The organism is Vreelandella massiliensis (genome assembly GCF_900155385.1).
Taxonomy (GTDB): Bacteria; Pseudomonadota; Gammaproteobacteria; order Pseudomonadales; family Halomonadaceae; genus Vreelandella; species Vreelandella massiliensis.
Map to the genome: position 1 here is coordinate 1 of NZ_LT699758.1, position 22103 is coordinate 22103.

Here is a 22103-nt window from a genome sequence, read left to right on the forward strand (position 1 = left end):
GAGCGGGAACCACCTGATCCCTTGCCGAACTCAGCAGTGAAACCGCTCAGCGCCGATGGTAGTGTGGGGCCTCCCCATGCGAGAGTAGGTCATCGTCAGGCACTTATCCGAAAAATCCCCCGGGGCAACCGCCTCGGGGGATTTTTTTGTGCTGGCATAGGGCATTACCCTGCCTATTTTTTGTGTCAGAATGCCCTCTCCAAGGAGGAGTGACATGACCCAAATGCACTGGGAGCGACTGCTTTCACCACGACGCCTTCACGATAAACGCTCAGAGACTCATTTAGACAGTGGGCGTGAAATTGGCCGCAGCCCTTTTCACAAAGATCACGATCGTATCGTTTTTTCCGGCTCTTTTCGGCGTCTGGGCCGAAAAACGCAAGTGCATCCCCTTACCGAAAATGACCATATCCACACTCGCTTGACGCACTCGCTCGAAGTGGGGTGTGTTGGACGTTCGTTGGGGATGATCGTAGGTGAGCTTTTGCAGGAGCGTTTGCCGTCCTGGATTTCTCCGGCCGATATGGGCGTGATTGTGCAGACAGCGTGCCTGGGCCACGATATTGGCAATCCGCCGTTTGGCCATGCCGGTGAATATGCCATCCGCGACTGGTTCCAACGAGCTCAAGTCAGCGGCTGGCTGGATGGACTGACAGAAGCCGAGCGCAATGACCTGCTGACATACGAAGGCAATGCCCAAGGCTTTCGCGTGATTACGCAAATCGAGTACAACCAGTTTCAGGGCGGCATGCGCCTGACCACGGCCACTCTCGGCACGCTATTAAAGTACCCATGGGCAGTAACGCACCGCAGTCAAGAGGGGAAATTCGGCGCTTATCAATCCGAGTTACCCTTATTGCGTGATGTCGCAAGCGCTCTTGGTTTGCTACCGCAAGGCGAAGGGCGTTGGTGTCGCCATCCCCTCGCATGGCTAGTCGAAGCGGCGGACGATATTTGCTATGCCTTGCTGGATTTGGAAGACGGTTTGGAAATGGGCATCCTGCGCTATGAGGAAGTGTCAGATATTCTTCAGCACATCGCCGGGGAGGTGCCGGCGGAATACGCGCAGATGCGCGAGCGTGGCGTATCGCAGCGGCGCTGTATAGCGCTGCTACGTGGAGCCGCCATGGAGCGAGCGGTCAACGAAGTGGGTGCGGTGTTTGTGCAGCAGGAGCAAGCCCTGTTGAATGGCCGCTTGGATGCCGACTTATTGGAGCTCTGCCATCCTGATTTGGGCTGGGGGGTGCAGGCAGCCAAACAGCTGGCTCGTGAGCGGATCTTCCAGAATGAGCGCAAAGCGAAGCTGGAAATCGGGGCTTACACCACGCTAGGCATTCTCCTTGAAGCATTTATTGGCGCGGCGCATGAGCTGCACCTCAGCGGTCGGACATCGTTCAAGCATCAGCGCGTCTTGGCGCTAATCGGAGAAAACCGGCCGCAGCGAGACTGGACGCTGTACGATAGCTATCGCCGCATGCTCGATTTTATCGGTGGCATGACGGATCACTACGCGGTGGATTTAGCCCAGGAGATGGGCGGGAAGTTGAAAGGTGATTAAAACGATAGAACTATACGGAGGGTTGGCGTAAGTGTTTAAGTTCCATCTGACGCGCCCGCTCAAGCAGAAGATAGATGACTTTATCGTGGGTCGTATCGCTTAACTCGCCGAGTTTTAGCTCGGCCAGCTGACGCGACAAGGCTTCACCGCTGACAACGAGCACATCCTTAGCCGCATCAGTGGTATCAATGTGCCAGCCAGGCAGCACCAACACACCCCGTACCGGGACCCGTAGACCGCAGCGTTTTTCCAGCCACTGACTTAGCCACAGCGTCGCTTGGCGGGTTTTATACAGCGGGCGACGTTCTTGCCAGTGCGGGAAACGTAGGCGCTCTCGCTCAACAAAAACGTCGTTCAATTCGCGCCCATCGGAGCCAATTGCCCGGGTGCGTGCCCGCGTCTCGACGACAAATACACCGTGAGGCGTTACCACCACATGGTCGATGGTAAAGCTATCGGTAGGCACGTCGTGGAAAACGTAGAAAGGGTGCGCATCGGGGCGAATGAGGCGCTCAAGCTCTTGGCCCACCGCTAGATCGCACGCTAACCCTAGCTTTAAGCGCCGAATGCGCTGGTAGTCGCGGATAAGAAGTAGCGAAAACAGCAGCACTAACAAGGTACTCAACAAGCCATATAGCGCCCACTCGATCCAGTCTTGGCGCTCCACAAACAGCATCCGCCCCATGCCATACACCAGCGGAGCTAGGCTGATAAGCGGGCCTAGAGCGCCGTTTAAAAAAAGGCTGGAAAAGGCAGCGTCGAGTCGGTTACGCAGTGCTTGGCCGGGTGCACGCAAAAGGTGGGCATCAAAAGGCGAGTGGACGCGGGCATCGTGCAGGCTACGCAGTGCCAGCACAATGCCCCCCATGGCCGCCATGGGGAAAAGAAAAATCAGCGGTAATAGGTATTCCAGCCAAACCATGCCAGTGCCTTGTCGCGTTGCGGCTATTGTCACGCTGAGGTTAAAGGGGAAAGGCTTTAACCGCCAGCCAATTTGACGGTATAACCTAACTCGGTCAGTGCTTGTTTCAGCGCTTCGCGTTGATCGCCTTGGATTTCAATGACGCCGTTTTTGACCGAACCGCCGGTGCCGCAACGCTTTTTTAACCGCTTGGCCAAGGCCGTGAGTTCGCTTTCCGGTAGCGGAATGCCGGTTAAGGTGGTGACCCCTTTGCCTTTGCGCCCGCTGGTTTCGCGTCGAATGCGCACGATGCCATCCAGCGCAGCGATACGTTCTTGCTCGGCCAGCTCCTCGCAGCGGCACTTATCCAGCGGTTCGCGGCACGCGGGGCATGTGTCGCCCTGGTCGGTTGAGTAGACCAGCCCGCCGAGCTGATCGCGTAATGAGGGCATGGCTACGCTCCTGTAATCTAAACGTCTTGGTATTTTATACGGCTTTTGGACCTAAGTGCCTTTGGCGCTTATCGCTTGAGGGTGTGTGCCGGCTCCCCAATGCAGCCGCGTCAAGCGCTCCACCACGGTGGGCAGCTGATACATACTGCTGATCATGATGGCGCCCTCCGGCGTTATTTCCGCATCGGGGAAGCGGTTTAAATGGATGACCGTCATGCCGGCCTCAAGCGCGGCGTTGACGCCCACCTGCGCATCATCGATGGCAATACAGTCACGCGCGTCAAACCCCATGATGCTGGCCGCGTGAAGATGTAGGCAGGGCTCTGGCTTCCAGCAGTTGGCGGTGTAGCCGCTAAACAGCCGCTCATCAAAATAGTTGCTAAGCCCCGTCGTGCGCAGGGCGGTGCGGATTTTGCTTTCGGGTCCATTGGAAACAACAGCGCTTGGGTAGGCGGAAAGCTGGGTTAACGCTTCCCGAACGCCGCTAATGGTGGTCAGCTCGCGCGCGAGACGCTCGGCGAGGTTGGCGCGCATGGCGCTTTCCATAATATCGAGCTGATCAGCGGCCACGTCGCCGTGACGTTTTTGCAGCTCTGCCACGATGCGACGAAAACGTGCGCCCCGAAACTCCCCCATATAGTCAGAGGCGGCAAAGGGTAAGCCAACCGCGTTTAGGCCGAGCGCCATCTCTTCTGCCAGTAGTGGCTCGCTATCCACTAACGTGCCATCGCAATCAAATAGCAGAAGAGGCAAAAACATCGTCAATCCTTGCAACGCTCCAGGCGTGCCTACCTGACAAAGAAACAGAAACGCTCTATTAATGGATCATTTTACGCCGTTGGCGAACAGTGTTCTATCTCTTTTGCCGTCCACTTTGTCGCCATAAAAAAAGGCAGCCCGGCTGGACTGCCCTTGAGTGCGACTATTGCAGCGCGTTATTTCACTTTGGGGTCAAGCTCGCCGCTCTCGTAGCGCTTGAACATCGCTTCCAGGCTGATCGGCTGAATTTTTGACGCATTGCCCGCAGCACCAAAGGCTTCGTAACGAGCGATACACAGATCGCGCATGGCCGAGACAGTTTCCTTGAGGAATTTGCGCGGGTCGAACTCCGCCGGGTTCTCGGCGAGAAAACGGCGTACTGCCCCGGTCGATGCCAGACGCAGGTCGGTATCGATGTTGACCTTACGCACACCGTGCTTGATGCCTTCGACAATCTCTTCCACGGGCACGCCGTAGGTTTCGGGGATCTCACCGCCGTAGCGGTTGATCACGTCGAGCCACTCCTGGGGTACCGAGGAGGAGCCGTGCATCACCAGATGGGTATCTGGAATACGCGCGTGGATCTCCTTGATACGCTGGATAGAGAGCGTGTCGCCGGTGGGCGGCTGGGTGAATTTGTAAGCGCCGTGGCTGGTGCCAATGGCAATGGCAAGCGCGTCCACATGGGTGGCTTTGACGAATTCCGCGGCCTCTTCTGGGTCGGTGAGAAGCTGCTCCATGTCGAGCTTGCCTTCCGCGCCGATACCGTCTTCTTCCCCCGCCATGCCGGTTTCCAGGCTACCCAGGCAGCCCAGCTCACCCTCGACGGAGACGCCGCAAGCGTGCGCCATTTCCACCGTGCGGCGGGTCACATCGACATTGTAGGCGTAATCCATCGGTGTTTTGCCGTCTTCGCCGAGCGAACCGTCCATCATCACCGACGAGAAGCCGAGTTGAATCGAGCGCTGGCATACCGCGGGGCTGGTGCCGTGATCCTGGTGCATGGCGACCGGGATATGCGGAAACTCTTCAACGGCGGCGAGAATCAAGTGGCGCAGAAACGGCGCGCCGGCGTATTTACGCGCCCCGGCGGAGGCCTGAATAATGACCGGTGAATCGGTCTTATCGGCGGCTTCCATGATCGCGCGCATCTGCTCGAGGTTGTTGACGTTGAATGCCGGAATGCCGTAGCCGTACTCGGCAGCGTGATCCAGCATTTGGCGCATGCTGATTAAAGCCATAGGGTCACCTTACTTCGGTTGTCTGTGAATATAGTGGTCTGTATGCGTGCGTAAGCGCAAATAATGACGTTTAACCGCGCTGAGCGGCGGCTTCAAGCGCGGCGACGGCGGGCAGCGTTTTGCCTTCGACGTACTCTAAAAACGCGCCCCCGCCGGTGGAAATATAAGAAACGCGCTCAGCGATGGCGTATTTATCAATGGCCGCCAGGGTATCGCCGCCGCCTGCGATCGAGAAGGCCGGGCTTTCGGCGATGGCCTTCGACAGCACTTCGGTGCCTTTGCCAAACTGATCAATCTCAAACACACCCACTGGCCCGTTCCATAAAATCGTGCCGGCCTCTTTCAAAAGCGTTGCCAAGTGCGCGGCGGTAACGGGGCCGATATCCAGAATCATCTCGTCGCCATTCACCTCGCCCACCGGCTTCACCGTGGCCGTGGCTGACTCGGAAAACTCGGTGGCGACGACCACGTCGGTGGGCAGCGGGATATCGACGGTTTCCATCAGCGCTTTGGCCTGGGGAATTAAATCGGCTTCGTGAAGCGATTGCCCCACATTATAACCCGCCGCGGCAATGAAGGTGTTGGCGATGCCGCCGCCTACGATGAGCTGGTCGCACTTCTCGGAGAGCGCGTTCAGCACGTCAAGTTTCGTCGATACTTTGGAGCCGCCCACGATCGCCGCCATCGGCCGTGCCGGATTGGCCAGTGCTTTTTCCAGCGCTTCCAGTTCGTTGGCGAGTAGCGGGCCGGCGCACGCCTGAGGCGCAAAGCGGGCAACGCCGTGAGTTGATGCTTGGGCGCGGTGAGCGGTGCCGAAAGCGTCCATCACGAAAATATCGCACAGGGCGGCGTACTGCTTGGAAAGCGCCTCGTCGTCTCTCTTTTCGCCCTTATTGAAGCGCACGTTCTCCAGTAAGACGACCTCGCCTTCGGCCAGTTCCAGGTCACCACCGCCGAGGTACGTTTCTTCCAGCTTAACAGGACGCCCCAGTAGCTCGCCAAGATGGGCGGCGACAGGGGCAAGCGAGAACTCCTCGGCGGGTTCGCCCTCGTTGGGGCGGCCAAGGTGGCTCATCAGCAGCACCTTTGCACCGGCGTCCACGGCGGCTTGAATCGTGGGTAAGGCGGCGCGCAAACGGGCATCGCTTGAGACCTTGCCGTTTTTGATGGGTACGTTCAGATCTTCACGAATCAGTACGCGTTGGCCTTTGAGGGGCAGGTCGGTCATTTTTTGTACGTTCATGCGAAGCTGTCCTCGTGTTGATAGCAATAAATAGCGTCAATCGGGTCGTTGAGAGTGCGCGCTGGAGGGCGCCCGAAGGCTCGCGAGCCGCTCGCTGATATCCAGCATGCGGTTGGCGAACCCCCACTCGTTGTCGAACCAGCAAAAGAGTTTTATCAGCCGCCCGCCGGCGACGCGGGTTTGGGTGGCGTCCAGAATGCCGGAGCGCGGGTCATGGTTGAAATCGACCGAGGCCATGGGCGCTTCGGTATAGCCAAGGACACCCGCTAGCCGGGTCTGGCTGGCGGCTTTTAGCAGGCGGTTTACCTCTTCCACCTGGGTATCGCGGCGTACCGTGATCGCGACATCCATGGCTGAGACGTTGATGGTGGGCACGCGCATGTGCAGGCACTCAAAGCGGTCGGCAAGCGTTGGCATCAAACGGCTAATACCGCGAGCAAGCCCGGTATCCACCGGTACAATCGAGTGCATGGCCGAGCGCGTCAGGCGTAGGTCGGTCTGATGATGCGCGTCGATTACCGGCTGATCGTTCATCGCGGAGTGAATGGTGGTGGTAACGCCATGTTCAACCCCGAGCGCCTCATCCAGTACCGTGAGCAGCGGCACCAAGCAGTTCGTGGTGCAGGAGGCCGCTGAGATAACGCGCTGATCGCCGCTTAACGTCGCCTGATTGATGCCCCAGACAATGGTGGCGTCTACGTCGCTTTCCGCTGGCTGGGAGAAAAGCAGCTGCTTGGCCCCTGCCGTTAGGTGGCGCTCTGCGGTGGCACGGTCTTTAAAACTCCCCGAGCACTCCAGCACCAAGTCCACGTCGAGCGAGCGCCAAGGAAGCTTGGTGGGATCGGGTTCATTCAACACGCGAATACGCTGACCGTTGACGATCAGGTGATCGTTTGCGTGCTCCACGCTGCCGGGGAAGCGCCCATGGGTGGTGTCGAAGCGGGTAAGGTAGGCGATGGTGGCAAGGTCGGAAAGTTCGTTGATGGCGACGACCTGGAGATGGGGTAGCGCGCGCTCGACCAAGGCACGCAGCACGCACTGGCCAATGCGGCCGTAGCCATTGATCGCGATGCGGTAGGGGGCTGCCATCTCGTTACTCAATCGCTTGGGCTCCTAAATCCGTGTTGTTGGGTCATCCGCCGAATAAACGCCAGGCAAGGGGGAGTAAAAGCGCGGTAAAAATCCCCGTTAAGCTCATGCCCAGCGAAGCAAACGCGCCGGCAGTGGGGCTGATTTCAAATGCGCGCACCGTGCCTAACGCATGGCCATTGAGGCCGAGCGCAAAGCCAATCAGGCGCTCGTCATCAATCCCCATCATCCGCGCCACCAGGCTCACAAAGGCGATGGCGGCGACACCGGTTACCAGCAGTGCCCCCATCAGCAGCGCCACCGAGCCGCCAAGCTGTTCGGTGATGCCGATGGCGATGGGTGCTGTGACCGACTTCGCGGCCAACGAGGCCAGGACGTGATCGGATGCGCCCAACAGCCAGGCGATGCCCACGGCATACAGGGCGGCAAGGCTTGCGCTGAGGGGCAAACAGACGGCCAGCGGCCGCCAGAGCTCACGAATCCGCGGCAGCTGTTGGTAGAGCGGCATCCCTAAGGCCACGGTGGCCGGGCCTAGAAGCACCGAGAGCCAAGTAGCACCGTCTTGATAGGCGGTATAGTGAACCCCGCTGATGGCAAGAAAGCCCGCGAGTAACAGCGCCGCGATCAAGATGGCCGGGAGCCAGGGCGGCTGTTTCAGGCGCCGAAATAGCGCTGTGCCCACCAAGTAGGCGGCAAGCGTGAGCCCGATGGCAAATAGCGGTGTCGCGGTTAGCCGTTCGATAAGCGGCTCACTCAGCATGGTGGCCTCGCATCAGGCGCTTCATCAGCCAGAGAGTGGTCGCCACGCTCAGCAGCGTGCCCAGCACCAAGCCCACCAGAATCGCCGCCCACTGTCCGGCGAGTTCGCCGACAATAAAGAACACCCCGACCACGCCGGGCATGATCAGCATCGCCAACAGGGCAATCAGCGGTTGCGCGGCGGCGGCCACACTGTCGGGCACGCCGCCGCGAAGGGTGAGCGTGGCGCATAGCAGCAGCATCCCGATCACCCCGGCGGAAACCGGCAAAGCGGTGAAGTGGATAATCACTTCACCGCCAAGCCAGAAGCTAATCAGCCAGAGAAAGCCGCTCAGTACGGGCATAAGCACCGGCATATTGTCGGCGCGTTAGGGTTGGTTGAGCAGTTCGTTGGCTTGCTTCACCACGTTATCGACGGTAAAGCCGAAGTGCTTGAACAAATCCCCCGCCGGCGCGGATTCACCGTACGTGGTCATGCCAATCACGCGGCCATCCAAGCCCACGTATTTGTACCAGTAGTCGGCGTGGCCCGCTTCGATGGCAATGCGCTTGGTGACATGGCGCGGCAGAACGCGTTCGCGGTACTCGGCGTCTTGACCGTTGAAGCGGTAGGTGGACGGCATCGACACCACCCGCACGGCGCGCCCGGCGCTTTCGAGTTCGGCGGCGGCATCCATGGCCAGCGCCACTTCCGAGCCGGTGGCGATTAATATCAGCTCCGGCGTGCCTTCGCACTCTTTCAACACATAACCGCCGCGCTGAATATCGGCCAGCTGCGCTTTACTGCGTGCTTGATGGGGCAGGTTCTGACGCGAGAGCACTAGCGCCGAGGGCCCCGACTGACGCTTGAGCGCCGCATCCCAGGAGGCGGCCGTTTCGGCGGCGTCGCAAGGGCGCCAAGTGCATAAATTGGGCGTGGTGCGCAGGCTGGTGAGCTGCTCGATAGGCTGGTGGGTCGGGCCATCTTCGCCCAGGCCGATCGAGTCATGGGTGAAGACGTAGATCGCCTGCTGCCCCATCAACGCGGCCATCCGCACTGCGTTGCGCATGTACTCCATGAAGATCAAGAACGTCGCGCCATAAGGCACGAAACCGCCGTGAAGGGCGATGCCATTCATGATCGCGCCCATGCCGAATTCGCGCACGCCGTAGTGCAGGTAGTTACCGCTGGCGTCTTCCGGTGTGATCGCGCGGGCGCCGTCCCAGAAGGTGAGGTTGGAGGGCGCGAGGTCGGCGCTGCCGCCAAGAAGCTCGGGCATTTGCGGGCCGAGCGTGTTGAGCACCCCAAGCGAGGCCTTGCGCGAGGCGATGTTCTCGCTTTTCTCTTGCGACTGCTGCACCAGGGCTTCGGTAGAGAGCTCCGCGGGTAGCTGCCCCTTGAGTCGACGCTTGAACTCGCGCGCTTCGGTGGGGAAGGCTTCGGCGTAACGGCTAAAGCGCTCTTCCCACTCTTGCTGGCGGTTTTTGCCGGCGTCGCGGGCGTCCCAAGCGGTGTAAATCGGCTCAGGGATGTGGAAGGGCGCGTGGGGCCAGTCGAGCTCTTTGCGGGCGGCGGCGATTTCGTCGTCGCCGAGCGGCGCACCGTGCGCCTCCTCTTTGCCCTGCTTGTTGGGCGCGCCAAAGCCGATCACGGTTTTGCAAATAATCAGGCTGGGTTTGTCGTCGTTCTGCTTGGCCAGCTCAATCGCGGCGTGTACTTCTTCGGGCTTGTGGCCATCGACGTCAGGTACCACGTGCCAGCCGTAAGCTTCAAAGCGTTTGGCGGTGTCGTCGGTGAACCAACCCTCGACTTCGCCGTCGATGGAGATGCCGTTATCGTCGTAAAACGCCGTGAGCTTGCCCAACTGCTGCGTGCCGGCGAGCGAGGCGACCTCGTGGGAGATGCCTTCCATCAAGCAGCCGTCGCCCAAAAAGCACCAGGTGCGGTGGTCGACAATGGTGTGGCCCGGACGGTTGAACTGGGCGGCGAGGGTTTTTTCGGCAACGGCCATCCCCACGGCGTTGGCAAAGCCCTGCCCCAGCGGGCCGGTGGTGGTTTCAATGCCCGGCGCGTAGCCGTACTCAGGGTGACCCGCGGTGGCCGAGTGAAGCTGGCGGAAGTTGCGCAGCTGTTCAAGGCTTAGATCGTAACCGCTTAAGTGCAAAAGCGAATAAAGCAGCATCGAGCCGTGGCCGTTAGAGAGCACAAAACGGTCGCGGTCGGCCCATTTTGGGTCTTCGGGATTATGCTTGAGGTAGTCATTCCAAAGCACCTCGGCGATATCCGCCATACCCATGGGCGCGCCAGGGTGGCCAGATTTGGCTTTCTGAACGGCATCCATGGAAAGGGCGCGAATGGCATTGGCCAGCTCAAAACGGGACGGCATGGGGTGCTCCTCGCCTGCAAACGGAAATAATAGGGCCGCTATTGTCGCTGACTTCGGCAGCGGCGGCAAATTCTACCGCGCTCTTGCAGGGGTAGAGTCTGGGAAGCGCTGCCAACAGTGTGTAAACTCTGCCCCCCGAAGCGCTAAAACCGCTTCTCTTTATTTAAGTAGGCAGGGCACTCCTGCCATGATTTCCCGCTGATGCTGTCTGTTGCAGCCGTCACACGAGGGTCCAGAGCGCGATGAGCGAATATTCCCTGTTTACCTCCGAGTCTGTTTCCGAAGGCCATCCCGATAAGATCGCGGATCAGATTTCTGATGCGGTGTTGGATGCCATTATCGCCCGCGATAAACAGGCACGCGTAGCCTGCGAAACGTTGGTCAAAACCGGTGTCGCGATTATCGCCGGCGAAATCAGTACCACCGCCTGGGTCGACCTCGAAACCTTGGTCCGCGAGGTCATTACCGATATCGGCTACACCTCGTCCGAGGTAGGCTTCGATGGCGGTACCTGCGGGGTGGTTAACCTGATTGGCAAACAGAGTGTCGATATCGCTCAGGGCGTTGATCGCAGTAAGCCGGAAGATCAAGGCGCGGGGGATCAGGGCTTGATGTTTGGCTATGCCACCAACGAGACGGATTCGTTCATGCCGGCGCCGATCCACTATTCGCACCGTCTGGTGGAGCGTCAGGCTGAGCTGCGTAAGAACGGCCTGTTGCCGTGGCTGCGCCCGGATGCCAAAAGCCAGGTGACGTTCCGCTACGATACTAACGGCCAGCCCTGCGGCGTGGATGCGGTGGTGCTGTCGACCCAGCACGACCCGGAGATCGACCAGGAAGACCTGCGCAAAATGGTCAAGCGCGAGATCATCGAGCAGGTGATTCCCGCCGAATGGCTAGACGACAAGACGCAGTACCACATCAACCCGACCGGTAAGTTTGTGATCGGCGGCCCGGTAGGCGATTGCGGCTTGACCGGGCGTAAAATCATCGTCGATACCTATGGTGGCATGGCGCGCCACGGCGGCGGCGCCTTCTCGGGCAAAGACCCCTCAAAAGTGGACCGCAGCGCCGCATACGCGGGCCGTTATGTAGCCAAAAACATCGTCGTCGCCGGGCTTGCCGATAAGTGCGAAATCCAAGTGTCGTACGCCATCGGGGTGGCCGAACCGACCTCGGTGTCCATCGACACCTTCGGCACCGGTAAGATTGATGACGCCGAGATCGTCAAACTGGTGCGTGAGCACTTCGATCTGCGCCCTTTCGCCATCACCAAAATGCTCGATCTGCTCCACCCCATGTATCAGCTCACCGCAGCCTACGGCCACTTCGGCCGCGAGCCGTTCGAGCACCGCTACCACTGGGTCAATGACAAAGGCGAAGAGCAGGTCGAGACCTTCACGGCCTTCCCCTGGGAGAAGACCGACAAAGCGGAAGCGCTTGCCAAGGCGGCTGGCGTGTAAGCCACTCCTTGCTGTGTAAGTTATTTCTCACATAGCTGTAAGCGAAGGCGGAAAATCGCCTGAAACGCCCCTTTGGCCCGCGCCGAGGGGCGTTTTTGTTTCCGCGTTTTGCGTCGCTGGGCTAGGCTTACGGAAAGTTATCAGAGGCGATGCAATGCGTACGTGGGGCTCCGTTGGTATCGGGTTTGTCGCGATGCTACTTGTGGCGCTGTCCGCTTGGGCAGCGCCCGTTCAAGAAGGCGAGTGCCCCGGATGGTCTGATGCGCGTCTGGAGGATGAGATTCAAGCGCTCGAAGAGCGCGTGACGCGCTGGGACCGCGCTTACTATTCACTCGATCATCAAGACGATGCCTCGCCGGTGGCCGATGAGATTTACGACCAAGCGGTGGCACGCTTAGCGCAGTGGCGCCACTGCGCGGGGGCGCCTTCGCCTCACACGCCCAAACGGCGTGTGACTTCAAGCGAGGGCGTGCGCGAACACCCCGTGGCGCAAACCGGGCTGAATAAGCGCGACGCCGCCGGCGTTCAGCGCTGGACGAGCCGCCGCGATCACCTCTGGATTCAGCCCAAGGTAGATGGGGTGGCGGTCACGCTGCACTACGTCGACGGCGCGCTTCACGCGGCGGTAAGCCGCGGTGATGGCAAGCAAGGCCAGGACTGGACCGAGCGCGCCCGTCAGATCCCCGCGATCCCCAAGACGCTTCCCGAGCCACTCTCCGCCGTGCTGCAAGGTGAGCTTTACTGGCGAATGGAAGGGCACATTCAGGCGCAGCACGCCCATCGTCGCGCGCGCAGCCAAGTGGCGGGCGCGTTGGCGCAACACGCCCCAGATGACCAAACGCTGGCGCGTATCGGGCTCTTTGTATAGGGCTGGCCCGATGGCCCAGTCACAATGCAGGCGCGGCTAGCGCGTTTGACCGCGTTGGGGTTTGATAGCGCCGATTACACCCACGAATTGAACGAGCAACGCGATGCGGCTTTCTGGCGCGAGCGCTGGTTTCGTGAGCCGCTGCCCTTTGCCACCGATGGCGTGGTCATCAAGCAAGACGAGCGCCCCGGTGTTCGACACTGGTCAAGCGGCCCGCCCGAATGGGCGTTGGCGTGGAAATACCCCGCCCAGCAAGCGCTGGCTGAAGTGCGTGGCATTGAGTTTCGGGTTGGGCGTACCGGGCGCGTGACGCCGCTGGTGTGGCTCACTCCGGTCGTGCTAGAAGGCCGGCGGATTAGCCGCGTGTCGCTGGGCTCGCTCTCCCGGTGGCACGCGCTCGACGTGCGCCCCGGCGATCATGTAGCGGTAACGCTGGGTGGGCTGACCATCCCGCAGTTGGATGCGGTGGTGTGGCCCGCGCAAGCGCGCATGGCGCTAACGGTACCGAAGGAGGACGACTACCACGAGCTAAGCTGCTTCACGCTGGAGGCAAAAAACGCCTACTGTCAAAGCCAGTTGCTGGCGCGGTTAACGCACTTGGGAGAGGCACTGGGGATGCACGGCGTGGGGGAGGGCACGTGGCAGGCGCTGCTGGAAGCCAAGGCGGTAACGTCGCTGCTCGATTGGTTGTGGTTGGACCGTGCTGATCTGATCCGCGTGCCGGGCATTGGCGACGTGACCGCCAATGAGCTGATGGCGCGCTTTCAGGCCGCCCGCGCGCAGCCGTTTCGCATCTGGTTAGATGCCCTCGGCGTGCCGCCGGGCAGCGAGCGGGCCAGCGGCGATTGGGCAACGCTTGCCGCTTACCGGCGTGATCAGTGGCAAGCGCTGCCGGGGGTGGGGCCGGTGCGCGGCGAGGCCCTGCGTGCGTTTTTCCGCCACCCAGCGCTCAACCGCTTCGCTAGCGTGTTAGGAGACGCGGGCGTGGACGGATTTCCCCCACGCTAAGCAAGCCCCGCCAGATTCAGCATCGCGCGCAGATACAGCGGGATCAAAAAGGGGGCCATCAAGGTAGTGATCAACACCGCAAGCGCCCCTTTTTGCGGCGCAATGCCAAGCTCCATCGCCACCACCACGACATTTGCCGCCATGGGCACCACACCGAGCAACAAAATCGCCATGGCAAGCGCTGGTGATAGCGCCACGACGTGTTGCAGCAGCAAGACAATGGCGAGTGTGGCCAGCGGCCAGAGCCCGTAGCGCAGCACCACGCAAGCGGCCACCAGGCGGGGGTCCCAGGCGGCGAGGGTGACTTGGCTTAGCGTCATGCCGATGATCATCATGCCCAGCAGCGTGTAGGTGGCAGGAAACACGTCAAGCGAGGTCATCAACGCGGTGGGCAGGGCGACGTTGAGGTGCGAGAGCAGAAGCGCCGCCAAAAAAGCGTAGACCAGCGGCAGGCGCGCAATTTTCGTCAGGCTCTGGCGTACTGAAAATTGGCCGCGGGCGCTGACGTAGAAGCCCACGGTAAACTCATACAGCGTGATCCCTAGAATGCAGAACAAATAAAGCGTAACGCCCTCGGGCGGCAGCACAATCATCGCCACCGGCAAGCCAAAGTAGCCGGTATTGCCCGTGCCGGCGGAAAAGGCCAACAGCGCGCCTTCCTGCGCCCCAAAGTGTCGGCCCGCGAGTGCGCGAACGCTAAGGGCAATGGCGCTGCTGACCGTAAAGAGAATCAGCGTCAAAAGCAGGTAATCGGGCGTGGGGCCGCCCGCCATTAGCGCGCGAAAAAACGTCAACGGCGCCACCAAGTAGACCAGCAGCGTGGCGATGGGGCGCGGATCCACGCGCAGCGTTTGGGCGGCAAGCCAACCTAGGCCCACATAGGCGAGCAGCATCAATAAGGGGCCGGTTAACGTGGTAGCGGCGAGGTTCTCCATGCGTTTTTCCTACGGTGGTGTCGGGTAGGGTTCCCTTAAGATTTGCCTACGGGTGGCTCAACATGAGCCAAATTAACGTTGTCACGTGGAATCTTTCATTGGCCGGCGCGTGGTCAAACGGCCAAAATAGACCTCAATACCGCGCTATTCTACGACCCGGCGCCTAAACTGACTGACCACGAGGATATTCCATGAGCCGTCAAGAGCATCCCCTCGGCATTAGCTTTGAATTTTTTCCGCCCAACACCGAAGCGGGCCGGGCGAAACTGATGCATACCCGGGATCAGCTGGCGGCGCGTCGCCCGCGCTTTTTCTCGGTCACCTATGGCGCCGGCGGCTCTACCCAGGCGCGCACCCGCGAAGTCGTCCGCGAGATTGGCCAAAGCGGCATTACCACCGCGCCGCACCTCTCCTGTATCGGCAGCGAAAAAACGCAGCTGCGTGACCTGCTGGCGCAGTATCGGGAAGAAGGCATCGATAGCCTGGTGGCGCTGCGCGGTGACATGCCGTCGGGGATGGCGAGTATCGGCGAGCTGCGCTATGCCAACGAGCTGGTCGAGTTTATCCGCGATGAGACTGGCGATCACTTCGAAATCGCGGTGGCCGCCTACCCCGAGTCGCATCCACAGGCGCCCAACCTGGATAAGGATGTGGAAAACTTCGCGCGGAAAATGCAAGCGGGCGCCGACATGGCGATCACCCAATACTTTTTCACCGCCGATGCCTACTTCCATTTCGCCGACAAGGCGCGTGCCCTCGGCGTAGAGCAGCCGATTATCCCCGGCATCATGCCGATCACCAACTATACCAAGCTGGCGCGCTTTTCCGACGCTTGCGGTGCGGAGATTCCCCGCTGGATCCGTAAGCAGCTAGAGAGCTACGGCGACGATAGCGAGGCGATCGCGGCCTTTGGCACCGAGGTAGTAAGCCGCCTATGCCAGCGCCTCCTTGAGGGCGGCGCACCGGGGCTGCATTTCTACACGCTCAATCAGGCCGCGCCGGTCCTCAAGATTGTCGATAACCTCGGCTAAGCCTTCGCCACGGCCATCTAACATCAGCCTAAAAGAAAACCCCGCCTCAACGAATTGAGCGCGGGGTTTTTTTCGGGGCTTTACGTTAACCGGGGCTAACCAGCCGTGGCGGTTTCTTTACCGTTGCCGTAGAGCCTGCGCTGCATCACAAACAGCACAATACCGATGGCAAGACCCGCGATATCGGTATAGATACCGCCGTAAATCATGAAGATAGCACCGACAAGCATCACTACGCGCTGCCAGGCTTTGACCGGACCGAAGAACCACGCCTGCACCACGGCGGCGAGCAGCACGATGCCCAAGGTCGCGGTCACACCGACGCGCAAGATCTGCATCCCGCTACCTTCCATCAGCATGGCCGGGCTGTAGAAGAACATAAACGGCACGATAAAGGCGGCAAGGCCAATCTTGAACGAGGCCACCGAGGTGCCCATGGCGTTATCCCCGGAGATCCCCGCAGCGGCGTAAGAGGCGAGCGCCACCGGCGGTGTGATGGCCGAGACCACCGCGAAGTAGAACACGAAGAAGTGCGCCACCAGCGGCTGGATACCGATCTCGATCAAGCCCGGTGCCACCACCGAGGCGGCCACCGCGTAGGCGGCGGTGGTGGGCATGCCCATCCCCAGCAGAATCGAGATACACATGGCGAAAAACAGCGCCAGCAGTTGGCTAACACCCGCCAAATTCAGCAGCAGCGACGAGAAGCGCGCCCCCACGCCGGTCAAAGCGATCACGCCCACGATCAGGCCGGCGCAGGCGCATACGGCGATAATCTGGATCGACATGGCGCCCGCAAGCTGCAGCGCGCGCAAAATAGCCTGCACCCCCATCCGGTGCGGCGTTAGCCAGCTCACCACCGCGGCAGAAGCCGTGGCAAGCGTGCCGGCACGAATCACCGAGTAGCCCATAAAGAGCGCGACGATCAGAATAATGATCGGCGCGAAGAGGTAGACCTGCTTGACCAGGCGACGGAACTGCGGGATCTCCTCCTTGCGCATGCCGCGCATGCCCTTTTTCGCCGCTTCAAAGTCGACCATGCAGTAGATCGAGAGGAAGTAGAGAATTGCCGGAATCAGCGCCGCTACGGCGATATCGGTATAGGGAATGCCGGTGACCTCCGCCATGATGAACGCACCCGCGCCCATGATCGGCGGCATGATCTGACCGCCCGTCGAGGCTGCGGCCTCAATCGCCCCGGCGCTGCGCGAAGGGTAGCCGACTTTTTTCATCAGCGGAATGGTCAGCGAACCGGTGGAGACCACGTTACCTGCCGAGGTGCCGTTGATCATGCCCATGAGGCCGGAAGCGAAAATCGACACTTTGGCGGGGCCGCCGCGCGCGCGGCCGGCGGCGGCAAAGGCGAAGTTGACGAAGTAGTCCCCCACCTTGGACGCCTGCAGAAAGGCCGCGAAGATAATGAACAGAATAATGTACGTGGACGAGACCGCCGTGGTGGGGCCAAGGATGCCGGCATCGGTGTAGACCTGGCTAAAAAAGCGTCCCACCGAAAGCCCCGGATAACCGAGAAAGCCGGGTAAGTAGGGTCCCGCGAAGACGTAGACCAAAAATACTGCCGAAATCACCACCAGCGCCATGCCGGCCACGCGCCGGGTTAGCTCAAGAATCAGTAGTGAACCGGCGATGGCCGCGTAGGAGATGCCCATCGGCGCAAAGGGCGTCCCGGTAGATGCGCGCAGCGGGGTGTTGAAGATAAGCAGCAAATACGCGGCCACGGCCAGCGAACAGACCATCAGCACCAAATCCGCCGGTGATAGCGTCTCGCGTACCTGACGGTAGGCCCAGGAGAGCAAAATGCCCGCCACGGTGGCAAGAATCAGCGGATAGCCGAAGTGCCACGCCTCTATCTCAGGGGCAATACGCATGGCGCCATCGTTGATGGTTTGATACATCATGGCGACGCGGATCAGCGCATAAAGCGCCGGGAGCAACAGCGCGTAGCTGAGCCAGCGCATCCAGGCGGCTGAGCGCTCGCGGTCACTATCGGCAAAGCGGGTGCCGGCATAGAGGCTGTAACCCAATACCAGCGCGCCGGCGATATGCACGATGCGAAACGACCAGGTTTCCAACGGGTAGACGTTCAGCGAGATCAGGTGAAACAGCGAGTAGCCCACCGCGAGCGCGCTGAACACCAACCACTGCCAGCCGGTGTAAAGGCGCCGATTGGACTCGACCGCCGCCTCGTCAACACCCTCGGCGTTGATCGGCTCGACAGCATCATCGTGCTCGGTATGGCTGTCATGAGAAGGAGTATGTGACATGGGGAACACCCTTGGGTGTGAATCGGGACGATAAACATAGCGCCCCGCGCCGAAACGACGCGGGGCGCGATCGGGTAAAACGCCGTATTACAGTTTCAGGTCTTCAGGTACGTCGTAACCGTTCTCTTCGTACCAGCGCACCGCACCCGGATGGAACGGCAGTACGGTGTTGTACTCGATGTTCTCCGGCACAGAAGTCGCGGCGCTGCGATGGATATCGCGCATTTTGTCGTTATTCTCCAGACTCAGCTTGGTGATTTCGTAGACGAAATCTTCCGGCAGGTCACAGCCAGCAATGGTGAAGTTCCACATGGAGACCGCGCGTGCATCCTCTTCCAGCGTTTGATAGGTGCTCGCCGGAATCTGGAACGGTGAGACCGGGAAGGACTCGATGATTTGCTGCTGCTCTTCTTCGGTGAACTCGATGATATTGACATCGGTTTGCACTTCAAGCTGGCTCACGGCGGGAACCGGAATACCGGCCGCGAAGGCGATGACGTCAATCAGGCCGTCTTGCAGCTGGCCACCAAGGTCGTTCCAGCCGCCATTACGACGATCGAACTCGACGCCAAGCTCTTCAAGAATGCGCGGGAAGTAGGTATCGGAGGTGGAGGCTGCCGGGCCAAAGCCGATGCTGGCGCCATCGGGGATATCAGAGATCGACTCGATACCGCTGTTCTCAAGCGCGGTGATGGAGAACGGGGTCTCATACATCGGGAAAAGCGCGCAGACGTTATCCATCGGGATACCAGGGGCCAGCGGGCTTTCACCAGCGAGCGCCTCGGCAGCCGGCCCCATGGTGGTCAGGCCCAGCGCGATATCGCCCGTATGCACTAGAGCTAAGTTCTGGTTGGGGCCGCCGGTCACTTCGCCGCCGCCGGAGATGCCCAGTTCGTCGGCGATCAAGTTAGCCCAGCCGGAGCCATAGACGAAGTAAGTGCCGCCTTGGCTGGCCGTACCGACGGTGAAGTTATCGGGCCAGTCCGAGCGGTCCGCTTGAACGCTACCGGCGACAAGCAGAGCGCTACCGGCGAGCAGGAGCGCTGATTTAGGCATTGTGTTGCGCATGGCGAGTTTCCCTTAATGCTATTGTTGGTTGAGTGCAGAATGAGGTAGAGAATCGCTGGGCGATCCCATTAAGCGTAGACGCAGTAGCGATTGCCGTGCCACTTTTATTTTTCCAATTAAAAATCAATAGGTTAATTTTTCATATTTAAACTTTGGTCTATATTGTTGCAAAGGGAATTGTCCGAGGTTTCGCACATAAAAAAAGAAAGCCTGTGCGGTTTTTCGCACAGGCTTGGTGTGGGATGGGAGGAAAAGCGGTGTCGCTGTCGCTTATGGGTCAGAGCGGCCCGGGTCGAGAATACGCACGGGCTGCACGTCCCGCTGCTTTTGTTCCTCGCGCACTTGGTTCACGCGCGTCTCCAATTCGGGGGCGGCTTCGTCTTCAATGGGTAGCTGCTCAAAAAAGTCGCAGCTGACGCACTCGCGGTAGCGGATACCGTTCTGCTCCCAGGCGCGGATGCGATCCATCGCCGCGCAGCGCGGGCAGGTGACACCGGCAATAAAGCGTTTGACGGTTGATGACATCGTCGTCTCCTAGGCGGCACGGATACCGCTGTGGCGTAAAAGCGGCTCGACGCTGGGTTCGCGGCCACGGAAGTCGCGGAACAGGTCCGCGGCATTGCGGGCGCCGCCTTGCTCAAGAATGTGGACGCGAAAACGCTGCCCGGCTTCCGGGTCGAAGATACCCGCCTCTTCAAAAACGCTCCAGGCGTCGGCAGAAAGCACCTCGGCCCATTTGTAGCTGTAGTAGCCCGCCGCGTAGCCGCCGGCGAAAATGTGCCCAAAGCTATTCTGGAAGCGGTTGAACGGCACTTTCGGCACCACGGAAACGTGTTCGCGCACGTCATCGAGCAGTGCCTGGATCTGTGTGGCGCTAGGCGCCTCAAGCTCCCGATGCAGGCGCAGATCGAAGAGCGAGAATTCAATTTGGCGCACCATGCCCATTGCCGATTGAAAGTTCTTCGCCGCTTGCAGGCGCTCTAGCAGCTCGGCAGGCAGCCGCTCGCCGGTGTCGACGTGCTGGGCCAAAAGGTCGAGCCCTTCGCGCTCCCAGCAGTAGTTCTCCATGAACTGACTGGGAAGCTCCACCGCATCCCAGGCCACCCCGTTGATGCCGGAAATATCGGCGATCTGCTGCCGGGTAAGCATGTGATGAAGACCGTGGCCGAACTCATGGAACAGCGTGGTGACCTCGTCGTGGGTCAATAGCGCCGGTTGATCGCCGACCGGTGGGGTGAAGTTGCAGGTCAGAAAGGCTACCGGCAACTGCAGGCCACTTTGCGCCTGGCGCCGCACGCGGCAGTCCGCCATCCAGGCGCCGCCGCGCTTGCCCTCGCGGGCGTACAAGTCAAGGTAGAAGCTGGCAATGGGCGTGCCGTTTTCCAGGATGCGGAAGTAGCGCACGTCATCGTGGTAGCGCGGCACGTCGTTGTCTTCTTCAAAGCGTACGCCGTAAAGGCGCTCCACGACCTGAAAGAGCCCATCGACGACCCGAGGCGCGGGAAAGTAAGGACGCAGCTGCTCTTGGGAGATCGCGTGACGCGCCTCGCGCAGCTTCTCGCTGGCGTAGGCGACATCCCAGGGCTCAAGCGTTTCAAGCCCCAGCTCGTCACGGGCAAAGGCGGCAAGCTCGGCGAACTCCTCCTTGGCTTGGGGCACGGCGCGACGGGCGAGGTCGTTGAGAAAGTCGAGCACTTGCGCCGGGGAGTCGGCCATTTTGGTCGTCAGCGAGTAGTCGGCGTAGGTCTCAAAGCCTAGCAAGGTGGCAAGCTCATGGCGCAGCGCCAGAATCTCTTCCATGATCTTGGCGTTATCGAATTTTCCCGCATCCGGGCCTTGATCGGAGGCGCGGGTGACAAACGCCGTGTACACCTCGCGGCGCAAATCACGATTATCGGCGTAGCTCACCACCGGGAAAAAACTCGGAAAATCGAGCGTGATGCGGTAGCCGTCGATGCCTTTGGCCTCGGCGGTAGCTTTGAGGGTGCCAAGGGCACTTTCCGGGACGCCGGCGAGCAGGTCTGGGTCGTGAATATCTTTGTGCCACGCCTGGGTGGCGTCGAGCACGTTATTGGAAAACTGGTTGGAGAGACGGGATAAGCGCGACTGAATCTCGCCGTAACGGGCTTTCTCTTCGGCGGGAAGGTCAACGCCGGCAAGGCGGAAATCGCGCAGGGTATTCTCAACCGTGCGACGTTGCCCGGCGTCAAGCGCCTGCCAGGCAGGACCCTCTTTCAGCGCTTGCCAGGCGGCAAACAGCCCTTCGTGCTGGCTCACCCAGGTGCTAAACGCGGAGAGCTTGCTAATACAGGCTTCGTACGCCTCGCGCATTTCGGGGCTGTTCATGGTGCCATTGAGATGCGCAATCGGCGACCAGACGTTGGAGAGACGATCATTGATCGCTTCCAGCGGGGCGGCGAAATTTTCCCAAGTCGCCGTGGTGGTTTGCGCCTGTTGGGCAAGTGCGTCGATCTCTTTGCGGCTCTCGTCGAGGAGCGTCTCGATGGCGGGTACCACATGGTCGGCACGAATCTCGTCAAACGGCGGGAGTTCATGCGCTTCAAGCAGGGGATTGCGGGACATAGCGACCTCGATTGGGAAAGCGTGGGTGATAGATTTCTATAGAGTGTGGGCACAACGGCAGCGTTTCAATCCTCAAGCCGCGAGGTAGGATTGGCCTGAGGCCAGGCGCCTGCTAGGCTTGCCGGCTTTATCACGCCATTCATACGCGGTTTAGCGCCGCCAAGGCGGCATTTTCGATGATGTTGACAAGCAGACGGGACAGGCAATGAGCGAGACGCTAGAGCGCTGGGGTTCAAAACGCGCCTTCATTTTAGCCGTGACGGGCGCGGCGGTGGGGCTGGGCAATATCTGGCGCTTCCCTTATGTGGCGGGCGAAAACGGCGGCGCGGCGTTTTTGCTGATTTATATCGCCTTTGTGCTACTGCTCCTGTCCCTTTTAAACCCCTAAATGTGGTTAAGAGACAGGGTGTCGCGCCCGCAAAAAAACCCGCCCCCCCCACCCGGGCCGCGCCACCCAGCCCCCCCCCCCGGCAGAAGCCCCGCCCAGCGCGCCGGCA

Annotated in this window: 19 protein-coding genes, 1 rRNA gene and 1 pseudogene; 7 read left to right on the plus strand and 14 right to left on the minus strand. The window is 60.3% G+C overall.

The genetic code is table 11. The features are described 5' to 3' along the window. A 5S ribosomal RNA gene (rrf, locus tag BQ9846_RS15850) occupies positions 1-101 on the plus strand; the annotation flags it as partial. Between the two features lie 113 nt (positions 102-214). Beyond that, positions 215-1558 carry a deoxyguanosinetriphosphate triphosphohydrolase gene (locus BQ9846_RS15855; RefSeq protein WP_075882018.1) on the plus strand — a complete coding sequence of 448 codons (1344 nt, stop codon included), beginning with the start codon at positions 215-217 and terminating at the stop codon, positions 1556-1558. Positions 1559-1568: 10 nt separating this feature from the next. Here the strand turns inward: BQ9846_RS15855 and BQ9846_RS15860 are convergent, their stop codons facing one another. The 9 genes from BQ9846_RS15860 to tkt form a co-directional block, all read right to left on the minus strand. Then, complete coding sequence (locus BQ9846_RS15860; RefSeq protein WP_075882019.1) at positions 1569-2480, minus strand: nuclease-related domain-containing protein; 912 nt, start codon at positions 2478-2480, stop codon at positions 1569-1571. 56 nt (positions 2481-2536) lie between these two features. Beyond that, positions 2537-2911, minus strand: coding sequence for a translation initiation factor Sui1 (locus BQ9846_RS15865; RefSeq protein ID WP_075882020.1), 375 nt, complete (start codon positions 2909-2911; stop codon positions 2537-2539). Between the two features lie 51 nt (positions 2912-2962). Next, complete coding sequence (locus BQ9846_RS15870) at positions 2963-3670, minus strand: HAD-IA family hydrolase (RefSeq protein WP_075882021.1); 708 nt, start codon at positions 3668-3670, stop codon at positions 2963-2965. A 176-nt stretch (positions 3671-3846) separates the two neighbouring features. Continuing rightward, positions 3847-4911, minus strand: coding sequence for a class II fructose-bisphosphate aldolase (gene fba, locus BQ9846_RS15875; protein WP_075882022.1), 1065 nt, complete (start codon positions 4909-4911; stop codon positions 3847-3849). Between the two features lie 70 nt (positions 4912-4981). After that, the gene (locus tag BQ9846_RS15880) at positions 4982-6154 is read right to left on the minus strand and encodes a phosphoglycerate kinase (protein WP_075882023.1); all 1173 of its coding nucleotides are present in this window, start codon (positions 6152-6154) and stop codon (positions 4982-4984) included. A 36-nt stretch (positions 6155-6190) separates the two neighbouring features. Further along, positions 6191-7243: a type I glyceraldehyde-3-phosphate dehydrogenase gene (locus BQ9846_RS15885; protein ID WP_075882033.1), complete on the minus strand. Its 1053-nt coding sequence runs from the start codon at positions 7241-7243 to the stop codon at positions 6191-6193. Between the two features lie 43 nt (positions 7244-7286). Next, positions 7287-8003, minus strand: coding sequence for an LrgB family protein (locus BQ9846_RS15890; protein WP_075882024.1), 717 nt, complete (start codon positions 8001-8003; stop codon positions 7287-7289). After that, entirely contained in the window at positions 7993-8346 is a 354-nt protein-coding gene (locus BQ9846_RS15895; protein WP_075882034.1) for a CidA/LrgA family protein, read from the minus strand. Before BQ9846_RS15895 ends, BQ9846_RS15890 begins: the two co-directional genes overlap by 11 nt. 24 nt (positions 8347-8370) lie before the next feature. After that, on the minus strand, positions 8371-10368 hold the full coding sequence (tkt, locus tag BQ9846_RS15900; protein WP_075882025.1) for a transketolase: 1998 nt from the start codon (positions 10366-10368) through the stop codon (positions 8371-8373). 242 nt (positions 10369-10610) lie between these two features. Between tkt and metK the strand changes: the two genes are divergently transcribed. The 3 genes from metK to BQ9846_RS17180 all read left to right on the plus strand — a co-directional run bounded on the left by metK (position 10611) and on the right by BQ9846_RS17180 (position 13707). After that, a complete protein-coding gene (gene metK, locus BQ9846_RS15905) occupies positions 10611-11831 on the plus strand; it encodes a methionine adenosyltransferase (RefSeq protein WP_075882026.1) in 1221 nt (406 codons plus the stop codon). 154 nt (positions 11832-11985) lie between these two features. Continuing rightward, positions 11986-12699 carry a hypothetical protein gene (locus tag BQ9846_RS17175; protein ID WP_328585378.1) on the plus strand — a complete coding sequence of 238 codons (714 nt, stop codon included), beginning with the start codon at positions 11986-11988 and terminating at the stop codon, positions 12697-12699. 24 nt (positions 12700-12723) lie between these two features. Continuing rightward, positions 12724-13707 carry a helix-hairpin-helix domain-containing protein gene (locus BQ9846_RS17180; protein WP_328585379.1) on the plus strand — a complete coding sequence of 328 codons (984 nt, stop codon included), beginning with the start codon at positions 12724-12726 and terminating at the stop codon, positions 13705-13707. Here BQ9846_RS17180 and BQ9846_RS15915 read toward each other — a convergent pair. Continuing rightward, positions 13704-14642 carry an AEC family transporter gene (locus tag BQ9846_RS15915; protein ID WP_075882027.1) on the minus strand — a complete coding sequence of 313 codons (939 nt, stop codon included), beginning with the start codon at positions 14640-14642 and terminating at the stop codon, positions 13704-13706. The genes BQ9846_RS17180 and BQ9846_RS15915 overlap by 4 nt on opposite strands. A gap of 191 nt (positions 14643-14833) precedes the next feature. Between BQ9846_RS15915 and metF the strand changes: the two genes are divergently transcribed. Further along, positions 14834-15673, plus strand: coding sequence for a methylenetetrahydrofolate reductase [NAD(P)H] (metF, locus tag BQ9846_RS15920; protein ID WP_075882028.1), 840 nt, complete (start codon positions 14834-14836; stop codon positions 15671-15673). A gap of 95 nt (positions 15674-15768) precedes the next feature. On the opposite strand, the gene BQ9846_RS15925 is transcribed toward metF, so the two are convergent. The 4 genes from BQ9846_RS15925 to prlC form a co-directional block, all read right to left on the minus strand. Next, the gene (locus BQ9846_RS15925; protein WP_075882029.1) at positions 15769-17955 is read right to left on the minus strand and encodes a TRAP transporter permease; all 2187 of its coding nucleotides are present in this window, start codon (positions 17953-17955) and stop codon (positions 15769-15771) included. An 87-nt stretch (positions 17956-18042) separates the two neighbouring features. Next, positions 18043-19023, minus strand: a complete 981-nt coding sequence (locus BQ9846_RS15930) for a TAXI family TRAP transporter solute-binding subunit (protein ID WP_075882030.1) — start codon at positions 19021-19023, stop codon at positions 18043-18045. A 270-nt stretch (positions 19024-19293) separates the two neighbouring features. Continuing rightward, positions 19294-19548, minus strand: coding sequence for a YheV family putative zinc ribbon protein (locus BQ9846_RS15935; protein WP_075882031.1), 255 nt, complete (start codon positions 19546-19548; stop codon positions 19294-19296). Between the two features lie 9 nt (positions 19549-19557). Continuing rightward, entirely contained in the window at positions 19558-21606 is a 2049-nt protein-coding gene (gene prlC, locus BQ9846_RS15940) for an oligopeptidase A (protein WP_075882032.1), read from the minus strand. Between the two features lie 205 nt (positions 21607-21811). Here prlC and BQ9846_RS15945 point away from each other — a divergent pair. Continuing rightward, a pseudogene (locus BQ9846_RS15945) lies at positions 21812-21973 on the plus strand (sodium-dependent transporter); the annotation flags it as partial. Positions 21974-22103 lie beyond the last annotated feature (130 nt).

Excerpts from the sequence above, each read along its gene's own strand:
- BQ9846_RS15855 (WP_075882018.1), top strand. The coding sequence starts at position 215 with ATGACCCAAATGCACTGGGAGCGACTGCTTTCACCACGACGCCTTCAC.
- BQ9846_RS15860 (WP_075882019.1), bottom strand. The coding sequence starts at position 2,480 with ATGGTTTGGCTGGAATACCTATTACCGCTGATTTTTCTTTTCCCCATG.
- BQ9846_RS15865 (WP_075882020.1), bottom strand. The coding sequence starts at position 2,911 with ATGCCCTCATTACGCGATCAGCTCGGCGGGCTGGTCTACTCAACCGAC.
- BQ9846_RS15870 (WP_075882021.1), bottom strand. The coding sequence starts at position 3,670 with ATGTTTTTGCCTCTTCTGCTATTTGATTGCGATGGCACGTTAGTGGAT.
- fba (WP_075882022.1), bottom strand. The coding sequence starts at position 4,911 with ATGGCTTTAATCAGCATGCGCCAAATGCTGGATCACGCTGCCGAGTAC.
- BQ9846_RS15880 (WP_075882023.1), bottom strand. The coding sequence starts at position 6,154 with ATGAACGTACAAAAAATGACCGACCTGCCCCTCAAAGGCCAACGCGTA.
- BQ9846_RS15885 (WP_075882033.1), bottom strand. The coding sequence starts at position 7,243 with ATGGCAGCCCCCTACCGCATCGCGATCAATGGCTACGGCCGCATTGGC.
- BQ9846_RS15890 (WP_075882024.1), bottom strand. The coding sequence starts at position 8,003 with ATGCTGAGTGAGCCGCTTATCGAACGGCTAACCGCGACACCGCTATTT.
- BQ9846_RS15895 (WP_075882034.1), bottom strand. The coding sequence starts at position 8,346 with ATGCCCGTACTGAGCGGCTTTCTCTGGCTGATTAGCTTCTGGCTTGGC.
- tkt (WP_075882025.1), bottom strand. The coding sequence starts at position 10,368 with ATGCCGTCCCGTTTTGAGCTGGCCAATGCCATTCGCGCCCTTTCCATG.
- metK (WP_075882026.1), top strand. The coding sequence starts at position 10,611 with ATGAGCGAATATTCCCTGTTTACCTCCGAGTCTGTTTCCGAAGGCCAT.
- BQ9846_RS17175 (WP_328585378.1), top strand. The coding sequence starts at position 11,986 with ATGCGTACGTGGGGCTCCGTTGGTATCGGGTTTGTCGCGATGCTACTT.
- BQ9846_RS17180 (WP_328585379.1), top strand. The coding sequence starts at position 12,724 with ATGCAGGCGCGGCTAGCGCGTTTGACCGCGTTGGGGTTTGATAGCGCC.
- BQ9846_RS15915 (WP_075882027.1), bottom strand. The coding sequence starts at position 14,642 with ATGGAGAACCTCGCCGCTACCACGTTAACCGGCCCCTTATTGATGCTG.
- metF (WP_075882028.1), top strand. The coding sequence starts at position 14,834 with ATGAGCCGTCAAGAGCATCCCCTCGGCATTAGCTTTGAATTTTTTCCG.
- BQ9846_RS15925 (WP_075882029.1), bottom strand. The coding sequence starts at position 17,955 with ATGTCACATACTCCTTCTCATGACAGCCATACCGAGCACGATGATGCT.
- BQ9846_RS15930 (WP_075882030.1), bottom strand. The coding sequence starts at position 19,023 with ATGCGCAACACAATGCCTAAATCAGCGCTCCTGCTCGCCGGTAGCGCT.
- BQ9846_RS15935 (WP_075882031.1), bottom strand. The coding sequence starts at position 19,548 with ATGTCATCAACCGTCAAACGCTTTATTGCCGGTGTCACCTGCCCGCGC.
- prlC (WP_075882032.1), bottom strand. The coding sequence starts at position 21,606 with ATGTCCCGCAATCCCCTGCTTGAAGCGCATGAACTCCCGCCGTTTGAC.